General features: G+C 30.2%; 17 protein-coding genes and 1 riboswitch. Of the genes, 3 read left to right on the forward strand and 14 right to left on the reverse strand.

Going from position 1 to position 19,088, the window contains the following annotated elements; translation table 11 throughout:
• Positions 1–6 precede the first annotated feature (6 nt).
• The 3 genes from acpS to PTZ02_RS15460 all read right to left on the reverse strand — a co-directional run bounded on the left by acpS (position 7) and on the right by PTZ02_RS15460 (position 1,588).
• Complete coding sequence (acpS, locus tag PTZ02_RS15450; protein ID WP_274228692.1) at positions 7–378, reverse strand: holo-ACP synthase; 372 nt, start codon at positions 376–378, stop codon at positions 7–9.
• A gap of 133 nt (positions 379–511) precedes the next feature.
• Positions 512–814: a DUF6514 family protein gene (locus PTZ02_RS15455; RefSeq protein WP_274228693.1), complete on the reverse strand. Its 303-nt coding sequence runs from the start codon at positions 812–814 to the stop codon at positions 512–514.
• A gap of 210 nt (positions 815–1,024) precedes the next feature.
• Complete coding sequence (locus PTZ02_RS15460) at positions 1,025–1,588, reverse strand: hypothetical protein (RefSeq protein WP_274228694.1); 564 nt, start codon at positions 1,586–1,588, stop codon at positions 1,025–1,027.
• A gap of 528 nt (positions 1,589–2,116) precedes the next feature.
• On the opposite strand from PTZ02_RS15460, the gene PTZ02_RS15465 reads away from it, so the two are divergent.
• Positions 2,117–4,750 (forward strand): FAD-dependent oxidoreductase, encoded by a 2,634-nt coding sequence (locus PTZ02_RS15465; protein ID WP_274228695.1) that lies wholly within the window; start codon positions 2,117–2,119, stop codon positions 4,748–4,750.
• A 66-nt stretch (positions 4,751–4,816) separates the two neighbouring features.
• On the opposite strand, the gene PTZ02_RS15470 is transcribed toward PTZ02_RS15465, so the two are convergent.
• The 5 genes from PTZ02_RS15470 to PTZ02_RS15490 form a co-directional block, all read right to left on the reverse strand.
• Positions 4,817–5,173 carry a single-stranded DNA-binding protein gene (locus PTZ02_RS15470; RefSeq protein ID WP_274228696.1) on the reverse strand — a complete coding sequence of 119 codons (357 nt, stop codon included), beginning with the start codon at positions 5,171–5,173 and terminating at the stop codon, positions 4,817–4,819.
• Between the two features lie 112 nt (positions 5,174–5,285).
• Entirely contained in the window at positions 5,286–6,116 is an 831-nt protein-coding gene (locus tag PTZ02_RS15475) for a YihY/virulence factor BrkB family protein (protein ID WP_274228697.1), read from the reverse strand.
• A 182-nt stretch (positions 6,117–6,298) separates the two neighbouring features.
• Positions 6,299–7,615 (reverse strand): nucleotide sugar dehydrogenase, encoded by a 1,317-nt coding sequence (locus PTZ02_RS15480; protein ID WP_274228698.1) that lies wholly within the window; start codon positions 7,613–7,615, stop codon positions 6,299–6,301.
• Between the two features lie 11 nt (positions 7,616–7,626).
• Positions 7,627–8,205, reverse strand: a complete 579-nt coding sequence (locus PTZ02_RS15485; protein ID WP_274228699.1) for an acyltransferase — start codon at positions 8,203–8,205, stop codon at positions 7,627–7,629.
• Positions 8,206–8,216: 11 nt separating this feature from the next.
• The gene (locus tag PTZ02_RS15490) at positions 8,217–9,407 is read right to left on the reverse strand and encodes a DegT/DnrJ/EryC1/StrS family aminotransferase (protein ID WP_274228700.1); all 1,191 of its coding nucleotides are present in this window, start codon (positions 9,405–9,407) and stop codon (positions 8,217–8,219) included.
• A gap of 134 nt (positions 9,408–9,541) precedes the next feature.
• Here PTZ02_RS15490 and PTZ02_RS15495 point away from each other — a divergent pair, with 134 nt between their 5' ends.
• Positions 9,542–10,423: an aldose 1-epimerase family protein gene (locus PTZ02_RS15495; RefSeq protein WP_274228701.1), complete on the forward strand. Its 882-nt coding sequence runs from the start codon at positions 9,542–9,544 to the stop codon at positions 10,421–10,423.
• A 54-nt stretch (positions 10,424–10,477) separates the two neighbouring features.
• On the opposite strand, the gene PTZ02_RS15500 is transcribed toward PTZ02_RS15495, so the two are convergent.
• The 5 genes from PTZ02_RS15500 to PTZ02_RS15520 all read right to left on the reverse strand — a co-directional run bounded on the left by PTZ02_RS15500 (position 10,478) and on the right by PTZ02_RS15520 (position 16,999).
• On the reverse strand, positions 10,478–10,828 hold the full coding sequence (locus tag PTZ02_RS15500; RefSeq protein WP_274228702.1) for a PTS lactose/cellobiose transporter subunit IIA: 351 nt from the start codon (positions 10,826–10,828) through the stop codon (positions 10,478–10,480).
• 14 nt (positions 10,829–10,842) lie between these two features.
• Entirely contained in the window at positions 10,843–11,151 is a 309-nt protein-coding gene (locus tag PTZ02_RS15505) for a PTS sugar transporter subunit IIB (protein ID WP_274228703.1), read from the reverse strand.
• Positions 11,152–11,174: 23 nt separating this feature from the next.
• Positions 11,175–12,428: a PTS sugar transporter subunit IIC gene (locus PTZ02_RS15510; RefSeq protein ID WP_274228704.1), complete on the reverse strand. Its 1,254-nt coding sequence runs from the start codon at positions 12,426–12,428 to the stop codon at positions 11,175–11,177.
• Positions 12,429–12,602: 174 nt separating this feature from the next.
• Complete coding sequence (locus PTZ02_RS15515; protein WP_274228705.1) at positions 12,603–15,293, reverse strand: sigma 54-interacting transcriptional regulator; 2,691 nt, start codon at positions 15,291–15,293, stop codon at positions 12,603–12,605.
• A 236-nt stretch (positions 15,294–15,529) separates the two neighbouring features.
• A complete protein-coding gene (locus tag PTZ02_RS15520; RefSeq protein ID WP_274228706.1) occupies positions 15,530–16,999 on the reverse strand; it encodes an amino acid permease in 1,470 nt (489 codons plus the stop codon).
• A 113-nt stretch (positions 17,000–17,112) separates the two neighbouring features.
• Positions 17,113–17,287, reverse strand: a riboswitch (Lysine riboswitch).
• A 295-nt stretch (positions 17,288–17,582) separates the two neighbouring features.
• On the opposite strand from PTZ02_RS15520, the gene PTZ02_RS15525 reads away from it, so the two are divergent.
• A complete protein-coding gene (locus PTZ02_RS15525) occupies positions 17,583–18,017 on the forward strand; it encodes a hypothetical protein (RefSeq protein ID WP_274228707.1) in 435 nt (144 codons plus the stop codon).
• An 82-nt stretch (positions 18,018–18,099) separates the two neighbouring features.
• Here PTZ02_RS15525 and truA read toward each other — a convergent pair whose 3' ends face one another.
• On the reverse strand, positions 18,100–18,837 hold the full coding sequence (gene truA, locus PTZ02_RS15530) for a tRNA pseudouridine(38-40) synthase TruA (protein ID WP_274228708.1): 738 nt from the start codon (positions 18,835–18,837) through the stop codon (positions 18,100–18,102).
• Positions 18,838–19,088: the final 251 nt, after the last annotated feature.

Raw genomic sequence — 19,088 nt, forward strand, 5'->3', positions numbered from 1 at the left:
TCCTCCTTATATTTCTAAAATAACATATGCAATTGCGTCTGTTTTATTATGTGAGATACTTAAATGAATATTACTTACATTCAACTTATCCACCAACTCTCTAGCATTTCCATATAACACTATTGATGGTTTTCCTAGTTCATCTCTTACAACCTCAACTTCACCCAAAGTGAATCCTCTAAAACCTAACCCTACTGCTTTTGAGAAAGCTTCTTTTGCAGCGTAACTCCCTGCTAAGCTTTCATAATTATTGTTTTTATTTTTAAAGTATTGTATTTCGTTTTCAGTAAAAACTTTAGTTAAAAAACTTGAGGTTCTGTTAACTGCTCGCTCGACTCTATCGATTTCTATTATGTCAACTCCAACACCATATATCATTGTATTCCTCCAATTAATATAAATATATCTAAATTCTACAACTGGAGAATTTAATTAGCAAGGATTGGCGAATAATTGTTCAAATGAGCATTAAGTGCCAATCCCTACCCAATCACTTGATCATAATATAAATCTAAAAATCTAGAACACACTCATCAACCTTTTCTCCTAATATGTCAATAACATGAACAGGAGAAACTTTATGCTTATATATTAAGTTTAACATTTCTTCAACCTTGCTATAAATTGGCGAAATTAGGTTTATACTTTCTCGCTCTACATCCTTTAGTTCTTCAGCTTTAAACAGTAATCGCTCAGCTTCAATACCATATGCTTTAACGTTATCATATAAATTTTCTGTTAACCTGTATGAATACTCATACCTAATATCTAAGTCAACTTCCTCAACTGCCTTTTCACTCTTCAAAATAACCATTTTTATCCCCCTTAATCTTTACAATTTTCCCTTCGGCATAAAAATACTGTATAAAAAAATCATAACATAAGGGTTTCAAAAAACTTGTCAAAAGATGAACAAGCTTTAAATTAATTTCTCTCATAAATAGACATTATTATCTTAAAATGTACTTTGTATTATATACGAACTTCTCTTTATCTACAAAAATCTACTTTCTTGTGAAAAATATTATAAATTTTGAATTATAATATTTTTTAATTCAACATCTAGAGATAAATATCCACAAATATCTTCAATAATCAAAATTGATGCTAAAGTAACTGCCATTTCTTCAGGCTCCATATTGTTTAATGAATATCTCTTCTTATAACTTTCTAAAACTTCCCTTCTATATTTAATATCCTTATATATTTCCTTTAATGTCTTAGTTAAGTATTTATAGATGTTTGATATAAACAATTCCTTCTCTCTATTTTCACCATTTATAATTTTTTTTAAAATTTCTTCTTCGTCTTTTATTCCATAGTCAGCTCTTAATTGCTTAACCATTCGTTCGGCAATATATCCACCTACTATCTCTTCATTGATAAGTGCTATGTCACCATTTGTATTAAATAACACCATGAATTCTATATTTAATTTTCCTAAATCTTTTAATTCATCAACTAAATTTTTAATGTTACTATTAAAAGCTAAAGTATAATTAGATTCATTTATAAAATACTCTAACTCTCTGGCAACTGCTAATGTTACAAATTCATAAAAACTTTTTGAAGACATTTTGTGAATCATTTTATTCCCTCCCTTATTTATACATTAACTAAAGATATTTCAAAATGTATAAGAATACTAATAGTACTAGTGTCAGGTACTATTTTATGTAGGAATTTCATATTTTATGTTATTTATTAATAAGAAAAGAGAGCCAATTAAATTAGCTCTCTTAATCTCTCAATAAATCCATAATCCCATAGTTGAAATTTTTTGTATACGTTCCCATACCATGAATTTATTATAACACATGGAAATTAAAAATCAACATATTTATGAAAAATCTTCAAGAAATTCTAAACAAAGATGGAATTAGTAATATTTTATCTTAATAAATATAACCAAAATATGGTATTCTATAAATGTAAAAATAATACTATACAATACATTATTAAATTTTTAACAATTTTTAAGAGTAATTTGTCTTTTATATCTTTTATTTTTATTTTTTTTGTTGTATAATTTAATCAATAACTAATAATAATTATTAACTAATAATTATGTTTATAGATTTTTTTAATGGTGAATGATTTTAAGGAAGGTGAAAATATGAGATCTTTAGAAGTAAAAAAGGACATACACTGGGTGGGTGCGCTCGACCCTGAGCTAAGAATTTTTGATATTATTATGTATACACCTTATGGAACAACTTACAATTCATATGTTGTTAAAGGTAGTGAAAAAGTTGCTGTTTTTGAAACTGTTAAGGAGCAATTCTTTGATCAATATATTGAAAGATTAAAGGATCTTAATATCGATGTATCAAAAATTGACTATATCGTTGTTGATCATACAGAGCCTGACCATGCTGGTTCCGTGGCTAAGTTACTAGAACTTTCCCCTGGAGCAAAGGTGGTTGGTTCAGCTGCAGCAATTAGATTTTTAAAAAATATTGCGAACAGAGAATTTGAATCCATTATAGTGTCTGATAATGACACACTGTCTTTAGGAAATAAAACTCTCAAATTTCTATCTGTACCATTTCTACACTGGCCAGATACAATATATACATTTATTCCTGAAGATAAAACATTAATAACTTGTGATTCCTTTGGTACTCATTACTGTTTTGAAGAAATTTTTAATGATAAAATTCCAAATGAAAAAGAATATATGGAATCATTACGATATTACTATGATTGTATAATGGGACCTTTTAAGCCATATGTCCTTAAAGCAATAGATAAAATTAAGGATTTAGATATAGATCTAATTTGTCCAGGACACGGTCCTATATTAAGGGAAGATCCATGGAAAATTGTTAATCTCTATAAGGAATGGAGCACTCCTTCAGCTAGCAATGATAAGAAAAAAGTTACTATCTCATATGTATCTGCTTACGGATATACAGAACAACTAGCAAATACAATTGCAGAGGGAATAAAATCCGTTTCTGATATTGAAGTAAAACTTTATAATGTTATTCATAATCAAATGAATGATATTGTTGCAGATATATCTGACTCAGATGGAATTCTTTTTGGGTCTCCAACTATTGTAGGTGAATTATTAGAACCTATACGTGACTTATTATCAAAACTTAATCCAATAATTCATGGTAAAAAAGTTGCTGGTGCATTTGGATCATATGGTTGGAGCGGAGAGGCTGTTCCTAGAATAGAAGCAAGACTCAAGGAATTAAATATGAATTTATTCTCTCCTGGATTAAGAATTAACTTCAAACCTTCAGATAATGACTTAAAAGAAGCTTTTGAATTCGGAGTAGGTTTTGCTGAAAAAATTTTAGGTAAAGAACCAAAGCAAAAAGTGGAAGATACTAAAGAAATAGCACAAATATCTACAGATGGTGAAATTAAATATTGGAAGTGTGTAGTATGCGGAGAAATTTTTGAAGGTACTGTTCCACCAGAGATTTGTCCAGTATGTGGTGCAGGAAGAGATCAATTTGTTGAGGTTGCTAAAGAGAATAGAAGTTTTAGGAATGATACTGAAGAAAATTTTGTAATCATTGGTAATGGCGCTGCCGGATATTATGCTGCTAAAGCTATAAGAGAAAGAAATGAAAAAGCTAATATAACATTAGTATCTAAAGAAAAACTATCTTCTTATTTTAGGCCTCAATTATCAGATTTAATTTCTCAAGAAATAGATGAAGAAACTTTTTATATAGCACCATCAAAGTGGTATGATGATAATAAAATCAATCAGATTCTAGGAAAAAAAGTTACTTCTATAAATAAAGATTTAAAGGTAATTAATTTTGAGGATAATACCAAAGTCAATTATGATAAACTAATTTTAGCTACAGGAAGCCATAATTTTATTCCTAACGTTGAAGTCATTGACTTAGATAATAAAAAGGAAATACTAAGCTTGAATGCCTTTAACTATAACTCTATTAATGGAATCTACTCAATAAAAGATATAGAGGATGTTAATAAGCTTAAGATGAATCTCTGTAAAGAAAAGAAAGTTGTTGTAGTGGGTGGTGGGCTTCTAGGCCTTGAAGCTGCATGGGAAATAAATAAATCCGGTGCAAAGGTTAATGTAGTTGAGTTTTTCTCAAGGTTGCTACCTCGTCAGTTAGACGATGAAGGCGCCGAACTATTTAAAACAGCCATAAACTCTACAAATATAAAATTGAGGCTTGGTGAATCCGTAAATAAAATTAAGACAAGTAATAATATAATAAAATCTGTTGAACTAAACACAGGAGAAGAAATAGAAGCTGATATAGTTCTATTCTCTGTAGGAATTAGAGCTAATACAGATTTAGCTAAGGCTACTGGAGTTCTTTGTGATAGGGGTATAATTGTTAATGACAAGATGGAGACAAATATTAATGGAATATATGCTTGTGGAGATGTAGCTGAGTTAAAGGGAATATCTTATGGTAACTGGCCAGCTGCTATCGAAATGGGTAAGATAGCTGGAGCAAATGCTGCAGGTGATTCACTAGAATTTCAAGGTTTTGTCTCCTCAGTAATATTTGATGCATTAAATACAAAGATCTTCTCTGCTGGCACAGTTGATTTTAATGATTCTTCTTTAGAACATTTATCTATAAAAAGTAATGAGGAAGCTAAGTATTCAAAATATTTCTTTAAAAATCATAAACTAATCGGCGGAATATTAATTGGTGATTTATCTACCTCTTCAAAAATAATAGATGGTATTTCAAAAGAGATAACAAAATCAGAAGTGTTCTCATTCCTTAAATAGACAAAAAAAATTAGAGATGTTTCATCTCTAATTTTTTTTGTTTCAATTATTTATCTTGAAATATTACTATTTTTTATCATCTGCATATTCTTTTTCTGGTGCAGGCTTATTTTGAATAAACTTAAAATCTTCTGCAATAACTTCTGCTATGTATTTCTTATTTCCATCTCTGTCTTCATAGCTTCCAGTTCTCAATCTGCCGCTTAAACTTAATAAAGTACCCTTTTTCCCATATTCACAAAGAACTTCTGCTTTTCTTCCCCACATTACTACAGGAATTAAGTCAGACTTTCTGGTACCATCGGATCCTTTAAAGTTCCTTTCAACTGCGATAATAAATTTCGTAACCATCTTTTCGCTTTCCTCAAGTACTCTAAGTTCAGGGTCTTTTATTATTCTTCCCATTAATACAATTTTGTTCATATATACAACCTCCTGAAATTCTTCATTGTTAATTCTAACCATATTTTAATCAAATATACATTATTTCCATAACAACTAAAAAGATTTATATATATGAAATTATTTCTACCAACTATTCTAATAAGATAGCGTTTATTTCTCCTCCTAATAGTACTATAACGGAAGAAATATAGAGCCACGTCATTAATGCTATTACAGCCCCTAAACTGCCATACAGTCTAGAATAATTAGAAAAGTTATTTACATAAAAAGAAAATAACGAAGATACAACAATCCATCCTAAAGCACTTATTATAGCTCCTGGAAAGCACTCTTTCCACATCACCTTTTTGGCAGGAATAAAATAGTATATAGCTGCAAGAGCTGAAATCATTACTAGCATTATAACTGCAAATCTTACACTATTCCATGCAAAGGTTATTATATCATCAAAAGGAAATTTCGCAACTAAATATGCTCTTATTACTCCCCCGAAAACAATTAGCAGTAACGTTAATATTATTATGAGTCCCAAACCTATAGTACTAATTATTCCATAAATAGTTCTCTTAATATAAGATCTTGTCTCTTGAACTTCATATGCTTTATCAAGGCCTTTGTTCACTGCAGAAAACCCTGAGGATGAAGTCCATATAGCTAAAAGTACTGTAGGCAGAATTAATTGTCCTTTTTGTCCATTAATTACTTCTACTACTGTAGACTCAACTAACTGATATACATTTTGAGGTAATATGGTTGATAAGTACACTAAGACTTCATCAGATTTTAGCTGACTGAATCCAATCATTATCATTATGAACATGAGAAAAGGGAAAAATGATAATAGTAAGTAATAGGCCAATTGTGCTGAAAGTGCAAATATGTCGTCGTCATTCACCTTAGTTATAAGTCTTTTTAAAAACTTCCATGGTGTCCATGTGTTGCCTATATATACTTTACTCATGCTTTCACTTCCCTTCTATTACTTTTCTACGAAACTTTTACTTACATAATTATATATTTACACTTTTTTCTCGCATATTATACCTAAATGAAAAAAGACTTGTAAAAAGCTTAACCTTAATACAATCAAAGAGATTGCTTTCGATTATTTTACAAGCCTTTATAATATTATTTTGCCTTGTATTATAACTTGAATATTTTTTCTCTATTATTTTTCACATTCTTTGTGGCGTTTCTTGTATCATATATTACTTTTGCTCTACGAGCTATCTCTTCATAATCATAACAGCTATGATTTGTTGTTATAATTACAGCATCCGCCTCATCTATTACTTCATTCCAATCAACTGATGTATATACTTTTTTCTTGTATTTAGCTTCTGGGCAATATGGATCATTTACGATTACTTCTGCTCCATGTTTTTCTAAGTTCTCTATAACTTTAAATGATGGAGATTCTCTATAATCATCAATATCATTTTTATAAGCTAAACCCATGACTAATATCTTTGATCCATTCATAGCCTTCTTGTGTTTATTTAATAACTTCATTACATTATCAACCACAAATTCTGGCATTGAATCATTAATCTCTCCAGATGTCTCTATCAGTCTAGTGTGATAATCGTATTCCTTTGCCTTCCATTCTAGATAAAATGGATCGAGTGGTATACAATGTCCACCTAGTCCTGGACCTGGATAAAATGGCATAAAACCATATGGTTTAGTTTTTGCTGCATCTATTACTTCCCATACATCAATTCCCATTCTATTACACAATATTGCCATTTCATTAGCTAATGCAATATTTATATTTCTAAAAGTGTTCTCGAGTATCTTCTCCATCTCTGCCACTGCTGGAGATGATACTGTGTGAATCTCACCCTCTAATACATTTCTGTATAAAGCAGCTGCAAGCTCTGTACATTCTTCAGTGCATCCTCCTACAACCTTTGGTGTGTTTTTAGTATTAAATGTCTTATTACCTGGATCTACTCTTTCTGGAGAGAATGCTAAAAAGAAATCTTTGCCGCAAACTAATCCACTCTCCTCAAGTATAGGCTTAAGTACTTCTTCTGTAGTCCCTGGATAAGTAGTACTTTCTAATATTACAAGCATTCCTTTATGAAGATACTTTGATACACTTCTCGTAGAACTTACTACATAAGATAAATCTGGTTGCTTGTATTCATCTAATGGTGTAGGAACACAGATGCAAATAGTATCAACATTTTCTACAAATGAAAAGTCGCTTGTTGCCTTTAGCTTGCCTAGCTTAACTAATGTATCTAACTCTTCGTCAACAACATCTCCAATATAGTTATGTCCTTCATTTACCATCTTAACTTTTTCATCTTGAACATCAAATCCAATTGTTTCAAATCCAGCTTTGGCTTTTTCAACTGAAAGTGGTAATCCTACGTAACCAAGACCTACAACTCCAACCTTTGCAGTCTTCGAATTTATTTTTTCTAATAAAACTTCCTTAAGTTCGCTCATAAAAATACCTCCTATTTTTCTCGAGCTTTAACTCCATTATTATCTTTTATATATTCTTCACCGCAAGCAGAGCATTTTGCTTCTCCCTTATCAAAGTGAATTTTTTCACCACATTTGCATACATATCCAACTACTCTACCTGGGTTTCCTACAACTAAAGCATAGTCTGGAACAGTCTTAGTTACAACAGAACCTGCTCCAATTAACGCATAAGCTCCTATATCATGACCGCATACTATTGTTGCATTTGCCCCAATAGATGCTCCTTTTTTTATCTTTGTTGGTTTATACTCGCTCTTTCTTTCAATAAAACTTCTTGGGTTAATTACATTTGTAAATACACAAGATGGTCCTAAAAATACCCCATCTTCACATTCAACTCCAGTATATACAGAAACATTATTTTGGATCTTTACACCATTTCCTAGTTTTACTCCTGGGGAAATAACTACGTTCTGTCCAATATTGCAATTCTCTCCTATTATTGAACCACCCATTATGTGAGAATAGTGCCATACCTTAGTTCCTGCTCCTATTACTACTCCCTCATCTAAATAGCTGGATTCATGGCAAAAATAATCCTTACTCATTTTTCTCTCCTTTATTTGCATGAATTTTTTACTGAATCAATTATATAATCTACCTGTTCATTTGTTAATTCTGGATAAACAGGTATCGCAAATGTTCTATATGAAAGATACTCTGCATTAGGGAAATCCCCTTCTTTATATCCTAAGTTATTGTAAACTTTTTGAAGATGAAGCGGTACTGGATAATATACTCCTGTTGCTACACCCTTTTCTTTTAACTCTTCTAGAACTCTTTCTCTTTCTTCACTTTGAAGGATATACATATGATATACATGTTTTATATCCGCCTTAGCTACTGGTGTTTGAATATTTAGTCCCTTGAAGTTTTCATTATATATATCAACAACTTCTCTTCTTTTATTATTCCACTTATCAATCTCTTTAAGCTTAACTCTTAAAATTGCTGCTTGCATTGCATCTAATCTAGAATTAAAACCTATTAAATAGTTATAATATTTTAATGGATTGTATACTGTGTCATTAGCTCCTTCAGCCTTCTTCACTTCTTCTTGAATATTATTTAGAAGATTATATGCCTTTTGTCCATTTTCGCCACTACCATGAGTTCTTAATGCTGTTGCTATTGTTGCAAGTTTATGATTGTTGGTAACTATCATACCCCCATCGCCTGCACAACCCAAATTTTTAGTTGGGAAAAATGAAAAACAAGCCATATCACCTAATGTTCCAACTTTTCTTCCTTTATATTCTCCTCCAATAGCTTGACATGCATCTTCTAATACATAAAGATTATGTTTTTTAGCTATTTTATTTATTTCATCCATATCTGCACATTGTCCAAATATATGCACAGGTATTATTGCTTTAGTTTTATCAGTTATTTTTTCTTCTATTTTGTCTGGATCTATGTTAAAAGTATCTTTTTTGACATCTACAAAAACTGGTGTTGCACCTACTGCAGAAATACTTTCTGCTGATGCAAAGAATGTGAAGGTTGATGTAATTACTTCATCTCCTTCTCCTATCCCCATAGCTTTAAGTGCAATTACCAAGGCATCGGTTCCATTTCCAACTGAAATTGAATGTTCTACTCCTATATAGTCAGAAAATTCTTTTTCAAATTCTGATACATTCTTTCCCATTATATAATTAGCTGAGGATAAAACATCTATGGTTACCTCATTAAGTTCTTTTTCTAAAGATTTGTATTGAGCTTTTAAATCAATCAATGGAATATTCATTAAATACAACTCCCTTAAATTTACTTTTGTAACAAACCTCATTTTATCACAAATAAAAGTATAAATAAAATATTTTTAACCAGATTGTAATGATATAATAAACTCGTATAATATTTTTGAAGGGAGATACTCTTATGAATTTTAAAATAGAAAATGAATTTTTAAAAATTGAAGCTAATACTTATGGAGCTGAGCTTCATAGCATAAAAACCAAAAATAATCCTACTGAGTTCTTATGGAATGGGAATGAAGAATATTGGAAATATCATGCACCAATACTTTTCCCTATTGTAGGGAAGATTGCGAATAATAAATATTCTGTGGATGGAAAAACCTATGAACTTCCTCAACATGGTTTTGGAAGAATTTCCGACTATGAATTAATAGAACAAACACAAGATTCATTGACCTTTGAACTAAAATTCAATTCTGAAACCTTAAAAGTATACCCATATAAGTTTTCTTTAAAAGTTGATTATAAGCTTATGGATAACAAACTAAAAATTTCTTACATCGTTAATAACTTAGATGATAAAACTATACATTTTTCAATAGGAGCTCATCCTGCATTTTCATGTACTCTTGAGTCTGGAGAAACTATTAATGATTACTACTTTGAGTTTAATGAAAATGAAAATGCTTCATTAATGGAACTATCAACAATAACTGGACTTTATACAGGGAAGGATATTCCTTTCTTAAATAATGAAAATAAAATTCCACTTTCTAAAGAAGTGTTTAATAATGATGCTCTAGTATTTAGAAACTTAAATTCGAATAAAATATATTTAAAATCAAGAAATCATAATAAATATATGTCAATGGACTTCACAGGATTTCCATACCTAGGCTTATGGTCAAAAGCTACAGGTGCTCCTTTCGTGTGTATTGAACCTTGGTTTGGTCATGCGGACTATGAGAACTTTAATGGAGTCTTTAAAGATAAAGAAGGAGTAGAAGCTTTAGAAGTAGGAAAAACTTTTGAATGTTCTTATATTTTAGAGTTTGTTAGTTAATTATAATAAACAAAAAATCCAGCCTAAAAGCTGGATTTTTTATATTCTATTTTATTAAAGAATGTGTTCTTTGTAATTTGAATCATACATTTCTCTATATTTATAATTTTCTTTATACATATCTATTAATTCTTCTATAAGATCTTTGGCCAACATCGCACTCATTAAATGATCTTCAGCATGCATAAGGAGCAAACTTATTTCTTGCTTATTCCCACTTGCTTCTTTTTGTATCATTGCATTTTGAATATCATGGGTTTTATATAATTCTTCTTTAGATTTACTAATAAGTACACGAGCCTCTTCAAAATTTCCTTTCTTTGCTTCATGTAATGCTTCAAAGCAAATAGATTTTGCATTTCCTGCATGGCTTATTATTGTAAATACTATTTCTTCTAGCTCCATATACTTCTCCTCCATTATTTATCTAAAAGTTTTAGTGCCATATCTAATGTCTTTTTTCCATCAACTAATCCATAAACTTGAGCTGGTATATTATCATATTTCTTACCCTTGCTCTCAACTACTTCCTTTACCCACATTTCCTTAAACTTTACTTGTGGTCCTAATAAAAATACATCATATTCATCAACAAATTTATCTAAATCCTCTACAGGTTCAGCTTTGATTATTATATCTTCAATTCCTCTTTCCTTTGCACATTTTTCCATTTTACTAACTAACAAACTAGTTGACATCCCTGCTGCACACATTAACAAAATTCTCATTTTAATTCCTCCTTTTGTCTTTTCTAAATAGTTGCTGCTTCTAATTCTTCAATTGCCTCATTTTGCAACTGTTGTTTTTCTGCATTTTTAAAGAATGGATAATAGATGCATGCTGCTATGATCATTTCTATAGCTGACCAAACTCCGGCCTTCCAATCCCCTCCTGTTGCAATAAACGGTCCTATTATTGGTGGCATTGTCCATGGAACCAATGCAACTGGTCTTCCTATTATGTTTAAACTCATTAATATATAACTTAAAGTTGTAAGAACTAATGGAACTAAAGTAAAAGGTACTATAACCAATGGATTTAATACCACTGGGAATCCAAATATTATAGGCTCATTAATTTCAAAACATGCAGATGGGAATGCAACTTTTCCAAGAGATTTATATAATTTACTTCTTGACCCTAACATTAAGATTACTAAACTTAATGTTGCTCCAGTTCCACCAACATTAACAAACAATGAATAGAAACCGGATGCTGTAGCATAAGGAATCTCCTTATGGGCCGCAAATGCAGCTGTATTAACTGTTAAAAACTGAAGGAATATTGGATCTGCTATTCCCTCAAGAGCCATATCTCCATGTACTCCTGCTGACCATAATAATGTTACTAACGCACTATACACTAATATTCCAGGTAAAGTATTTAATGCAAATACTATTGGTGAGAATATCCATGTTATAAATGATGTAACATCAAAGCCTAACACTACCCTAATTATCCACAATACAATTCCAACAGCTAAAGCTGGTGTTAACGCTATAAATGAATTACCTACTGCTGGAGGAACTCCTGCTGGGAGCTTAATTACTATGTCTTTTTTAATGAAGAATTTCAACGTCTCTACTGCAAATATTGAAACTAATATTGCTGTAAATAGACCTTCAGCTCCAAACTTACTAGTATCTAATGCATACTCTGGTGTTATTTGAGTTATTAAAAATCCAAAAAATGATATAACTGCGCCAGTTATAGGATCTAGCTTATAAGTTTTAGCTAAGTTATACCCTATACCTAATGTTGCCAATACTCCTAATACTCCAAATGAACTATTAACAACTACGTTTAACTTATCAGCGTATCCTCCAATAAAATCTGGCCACCAATCAAACGGTAAGTTCCCAATTATTAAGAAAATACTACCCACTATGATAAATGGAATGGTGATTGCTAGTCCATTACGAACTGCTACTAAGTGTCTTTGATTGCCAACCTTAACTAATGGCGGAATCAACTTAGCTTCAAAAAATTTCATGAATTTCTCCATACTTTTCAACTCCTTAAAATATGATTACGTATTTTATATAGAGCAACTACCATGCCAAAATAATACACCACCCCTAATCCCTTATAACATGAGGGTTCAAGAGTGGCACAAATAAACTGTATCAATGTGTATCTTTTTATTAGTCGAATTATATGCAAATGATACACTACAAATCTATAAATAATACGCAATTTTCACAACATTGGCATATTCCTCTATAGGAAACTTAATACCAAAGCTACTTTCAAGAGACTCTAATGCATCTCTTATTAAATTTATCTTATCCATATTCTTTTTAACAATATCTCCATTTGAATTAATGTGTATTATTTTTTCATTTTTTAATACACGTTCTATAGCGCATGCGATATGCAATATTAGTCCAAGCATCGGATTTTCACTTATTTGTACATTGTTGTTTCTTAAAATAATTATAAACTTCTTAAATCCCTCTATAAATTTACTACTATTGATATCAGTATTTTCTTCTATTACTTTCTGCATACTGTCGATAGTTTGTATAAGCGCAATAACTTCTGATAAATCATCTAACTTTTCCCCTTTGAATATATCTGATGTTGATAAATATATTACTTCTCTATCCTTAGGATTGCTTGCACTAACAACTCCAATCACATTTTTATTCTTCTTTATTTTTTCTATATTTCTCTTAAACTTAGTGCTACCTGATATTTCTATTGGAATTACATCAATGTTATGTCTGCTTAAATTCAACTTCTGCTCAAGAATATCTTTAAGCTTAAGTGCCGCGCCTTGTCCAGTAATACATGCAGTAACTATTACATTGTTTTTTAATCTCTCATTAAATTCATAACTCTCTTTATATATTTTTCCTTTATAAGGGCTACTGCTTGTACATGCGTCATAAATCTCTTCTATTGAATAATTTAACAAGGCTTTTCTTGTTGCCTCTAAAACTATTAATGTTGATACCATATCTACGCTCTTTATAGGAATTTTTGTTTTTTCACTAATCATATCTCCAAAAAAAACTAGTGAGCCCATATCAACTAGCAGTATCACTCCATTACCTTTATTAGAGTTTCTTATAATATCCATTAAATTTTCTAAAGCAACTTCTGGCTTTTGATCAAGAGGCATGTTATACCCTATCGCATGATTTTCTCCAAGCAATCTATTAGCTACATCTACAATTGATGTAGCTGCTGATTCTCCATGCATAGCCACTACAACACCCACTTTTTCTTCTTTAACAACTTCGTTATTATCCATGCATAGAAACATTGTGATGAAGCCAACTTCATCCTCTGATAGTATTACATTAAAATAACATTCAATGCTCTCTTTAAGAACATTTGCTATTTGGAATTCTTTCTTATAATTATATTTTATGTCCTCTAATTGATGATTCTCCATATTCCTTCCTGTCTTAATTCTCTCAATTGTACTAACAATGTGCATAGATAGTCCGTATAATATTTTATTATTAAACTTTCTATTTAGTTTCCTCCCCGCCTCTTTTAGAAACCTATCAATAATACTTACTACCTTTTTATCTACTACTTTATATAATTCTTCTAAATTATCATTTCCTATAGTTAAAATATACTTCTTTAGGTATCTATCCATATCTAAACTCATGATAAGCTTAATATCTTTTTCATTCATTCCCTTAGCTTCTAAAACCTTTTTCTTTTCTTCAAGAGCATCATAAAAATTATAATTTGATTTTTCTTCTGTTTCCCATGTATTTATTCCACTGGATGTAAACTTTAATGCATCTTCATTTAAAAACTTATCTACTTCTTCTTTATTATTTTTATATTTTAAAGCGCCTTTAATTATATAGTCCGGAAGATCTTGACTGTTTATATATAAGGATTCTTCACGATTTAGCATATTATTTAAAAAAGCTTTTGCGCAACATAGTTTTATATCACTTTTTAGTTGCCCTATATTATTAGGACAATCATATAATAATAATGCCTTAAGGGTGTTAGATGTTACAGTAATATCTGTTTTTATGCATTTAGCTTCATTCTTCAAAAAGGTTTTTATCAAATCATATCGTTCTTCTAGACTTCTTTCTCTAAGTGACGGCAACTTTATTGTCATAGGAATTCTTCTAGTAAAAGTTTTTAACAACCCTGATTGTGTATTCTCTGTTGTTGCACATATAATTAAAACCTTTATGTTGTTTTCAAATTGTGTTTCTCCGAGCTTCCTATATACACCTTTATCAATTATATAGAAAAGCATTTCCTGTCCTTCAGGTGGGAGTCTATGTACTTCATCTAAAAATAAAATCCCTCCATTAGCTTTTTCAATAAGTCCGTCCTTGTCTTTATCTGCACCAGTATATGATCCTTTTTTAACGCCAAACAGTTGAGCCATTAATAGCTGTGGATTATTAGAATAATCTGCACAGTTAAATGTTACAAAGGGACTATCATCCTTGAACTTTCCTATTTCTTTAGCATACTTAAACATTGTTTCTGCAAACATAGATTTACCTGTCCCAGTTTCTCCAAACAAAATAGTATGAAGCCCATCCGGTGGATACACTATCGCTGATTTAGCTTGCAATATTGAGTTTCTAAGAGAAATGCCCGTCCCTAATACATTTTCAAATACATCTACACTTGTTTTACTATATTTAGAGATTGATTCATCTAACACCTTGTACAATACAGGCTTTCCTTCAATTTTCTCTACTCTTCCATGACTATATAGTTTATTAAGGTCACTTGATGCATTTGTTCTTTGTATCTCTAAAGTTTTAGAAAGCTCTATGGCTGATATTCCTGTTATATTTCCTCCACTTTTATATTGCCTTAAACAAAGCTCATATAAAGTTTTATATACCTTATCTATCCTTTTCATAAAATGATACACCCTTACTATGAATGAATTTTTCTCAAAAATATTACTAATAGAAAAATTATATAACATATTTAAACATTTACACAACTTATGTTTAAACATGATTATATCTTAAAATAAATTAAGACGTCTCAGTATGCATATTGCGTACTAAGACGTCCATCCCTAAAAATCTATTGTTTTTTATGTTTACTTATTATTTATTACGTATTGTTCTAATCTAATGTTATAGTAGTTTATCCAACTGACTCTTCTAATTCTTGTGGTTCAACATTTTCGAACTCTACATCCTCTAACTTAACTACCTTTGTTTTATATTTTAATTTATAAATAATCCAAATTCCTAAGAATAAAGGAAGACCTATATATGAAGAAATTAGTCCACCCCAATCAATATTTTCAGCTTCAATATAGCTAACTCCTTGTCCTAAAACAACAATGCTACATAAAGCTAGTGCTAGTATTGGTCCTATTGGGAATAACTTTGCTTTATATTTTAATTTACTCATGTCTTGCTTCTGTGCAACATATGCTCTTCTAAAACGGAAATGACAAAGTGCTATACCAAGCCAAGCTACAAAGCCTGCTAAACCTGATGCTGCAACTAACCATACATATACTGTACTTTCAGCATATATACCAGTTAAGAAACAAGCAGCTGCTACTAAAGTTGTTAAAAGCACTGCATTTATAGGAACACCTTTTGAATTAACTTTACCTAACCACTTAGGTGCCATGCCTTCTTTAGCCATAGCAAATAGCATTCTGCTAGATGCATACATACCTGAATTTCCACAAGAAAGTACAGAAGTTAATATGACTGCATTCATTAATGATGCTGCTGCTGCGATTCCTGCTTTTTCAAATATTAGTGTAAATGGGCTTGTTTCAACTCCAGCTTGAGTATAAGGAATAATTGCTCCAACTACAAAGATTGTACCTATATAAAATATTAATATTCTCCAAAATACAGAATTAATAGCTTTCGGAATAGTTTTTTCTGGATTTTCACTTTCTCCTGCTGCTACCCCTATAAGTTCAGTTCCTTGGAATGAAAAACCAGCTATTAAGAATATCATAAATATTGATTTAAATCCGCCAACAAATGGTGCTCCATCAACAGTGAAATTCTTGAATCCAACCGCATTTCCTCCAAGAATTCCTAAGATAGTTGCAACTCCTATAACTAAAAATACTATTACAGTAACTACCTTAATTCCAGCAAACCAGAATTCAGATTCTCCATAAGACTTTGCTGATAATATGTTTAATGCAACTATTATAACTAAGAATATTGCACTCCATAATACTGCTGGTACATTTGGAAACCAAAACTTCATTAATAACGATCCGGCAACTAATTCTGCTGCTACTGTTATTGCCCAGTTATACCAATAATTCCAACCAAGAGCAAAGCCTAATGCTGGATCAACAAATTTAGTTGCATATACACTAAATGATCCTGATACAGGCATGAATGTTGCCATTTCTCCTAAACTTGTTATTAGGAAGTATACCATAACTGCGATGCATCCATAAGCTACTAATGCTCCACCAGGTCCAGCTTGATTAATTGTTGCTCCTAATGCAACGAATATACCAGTTCCAATTGAACCACCTAAGGCTATCATATTTAAATGTCTTGCCTTTAAACTTCTTTTAAGTTCTTGATTATTTCCCTCTATTTGAGAATTTGAGTTACTCATTTTGTCCTCCTTAAAAATAATTTTCTTTTAAAAATTAAAAAAACCCTGAGCATTCACTCAGGGCATCAATATATTCATACATAAAGGTAAATACGAAAATATATTAAACACGCATCAGTGATAGCTCTCCACAAAATAATTTGTGACAGTCTTGCACATATTTTATGCAAGCCCAGCATTACAATCTTAAAGCATTGATTGTACACTTCGGCAAAGTTTCCTTTAGAATTGCTTCATTGTGCTTACCTCAGCAATTTTACTCTTAAACTTTGCGCCTCTATCTAGACTATATTGTTTTAACTTCCAACTTATTATATACTTCGACATTGTGATTGGTCAATAGTAATTTTTACAATTCATTAATTTCTTAGATTTTATAAAAATTCTATCTTTATCTTTCATTTACTATTCTTTTCGCCAACTTTCAAGGTTTTGAATCTTTATAGATAAATATTAAAATTCATGAAAATTGTTATTTATTTTGTATATTTTTAATATTTACTATACCTGCCATTAATGCTACATTATATATAATGAGTTACACAGTATATTTACATATTCTAAAATAAAAGGGGAGAATTATATGAGAAAATCTAGTTTTTATTATAATAAAGGCTTATTAACTAAAAATTCTATAATTTTGGGTTCTGGTTTGATTGCACTTACAGTGCTTAGTATCATATTTTATCTACAATCAAAAAGCAGTTTTTTTATTTTTTATCTTTTAGTCACTTATGCTATTTTTCTTCCTGGAATCTTAAGTTCTTCAGGAGTTCTTATAAGAAAAAGCTGTGAATTTGTTATTATCGAGGATTCAAATATAACAATAAATACTATAGGTATTTCAAAAAAACAATTTACTGTAAATGAGATTAAAGAAATAGCTACTGACAAAGATAAAATAAAAATTAGATATAAAAAAAATAAAACTTTTATAGTTAGAGCAAGATATATGGACTCTTATGATAATTTCAAAAAATTAAGTAAGACCTTAACTCAATTAAGTCCACGTAAATAATGTATTTAAAAGGCTAATTAAAATCTGTTTGAAAGATTTTAATTAGCCTTTTATGGTTTTTATAGATAACTTAATTTATTCTTTAATATTGAACATTTTTTAAGCACAATCCTTTAGCTTGAGCTATAGGTCCGGCTTCAGCTCTTTTCTTCTCATCTAATATTCTTTCTACATCCTTATCGTTAAGCTTTCCCACCCCAACTTCTAATAGGGTTCCTACAATGATTCTTACCATATTCCATAAGAAACCATTGCCATTTACCTCTACTTCAATCATTCCATCATTTTCAGTTATATTAATATAATTAATAGTTCTTACTGTTGATTTAGAATTGGATTTTAAACTTGTAAAGCTTTGAAAATCGTGAGTCCCAATTAAAACTTCTGATGCTTTTTTCATATCATCTAAATTTAATTTTTCATTTGAATGATATGCATATTTTCTATTAAATACATTTCTAAACCTATCATTATATATTCTATATACATAAGTCTTTGATTTGACATTATATCTTGCATGAAATCTTTCTGTTGTATCTTTCATACTTCTAACAACTATATCTTCTGGCAAATATTCATATAAATAATCAAGCATTTCATCTATAGACATATTACTATTAGTACGGAAATTAGCTACATAGTTTTCCGCATGTACGCCTGAATCAGTTCTTCCACAACCTATTACTTGAATTTCCTCTCCTGTCATTTTAGATAAAACAGATTCAATTTTTTCTTGTATAGTTGGCGAATTTTCCTTCTGTCTTTGCCATCCTTTATATCTTGTTCCATCATATTGTATTAATATTTTTAAATTTCTCATATGTTTCCACCTTTAATTTTTTATTAATATCTGTAATTTTACATTTAAATTATATCCATATGTTTTGAATAAATCCATCAATTTTCATATTAATAAAATAGCAGAGATAAATTATTTTTAATTCATTAAATATATTTTCAAATAATATATTTATAGAAGCTTACCTTTTATAGGGTCTTAAGTTCAACTAATAACTTATTTATGTGGTAATAAATTAAGTTACCTATAAAAAATCCTATACATATTGTAAT

The organism is Clostridium sp. 'White wine YQ' (assembly GCF_028728205.1).
Classification (GTDB): domain Bacteria; phylum Bacillota; class Clostridia; order Clostridiales; family Clostridiaceae; genus Clostridium_T.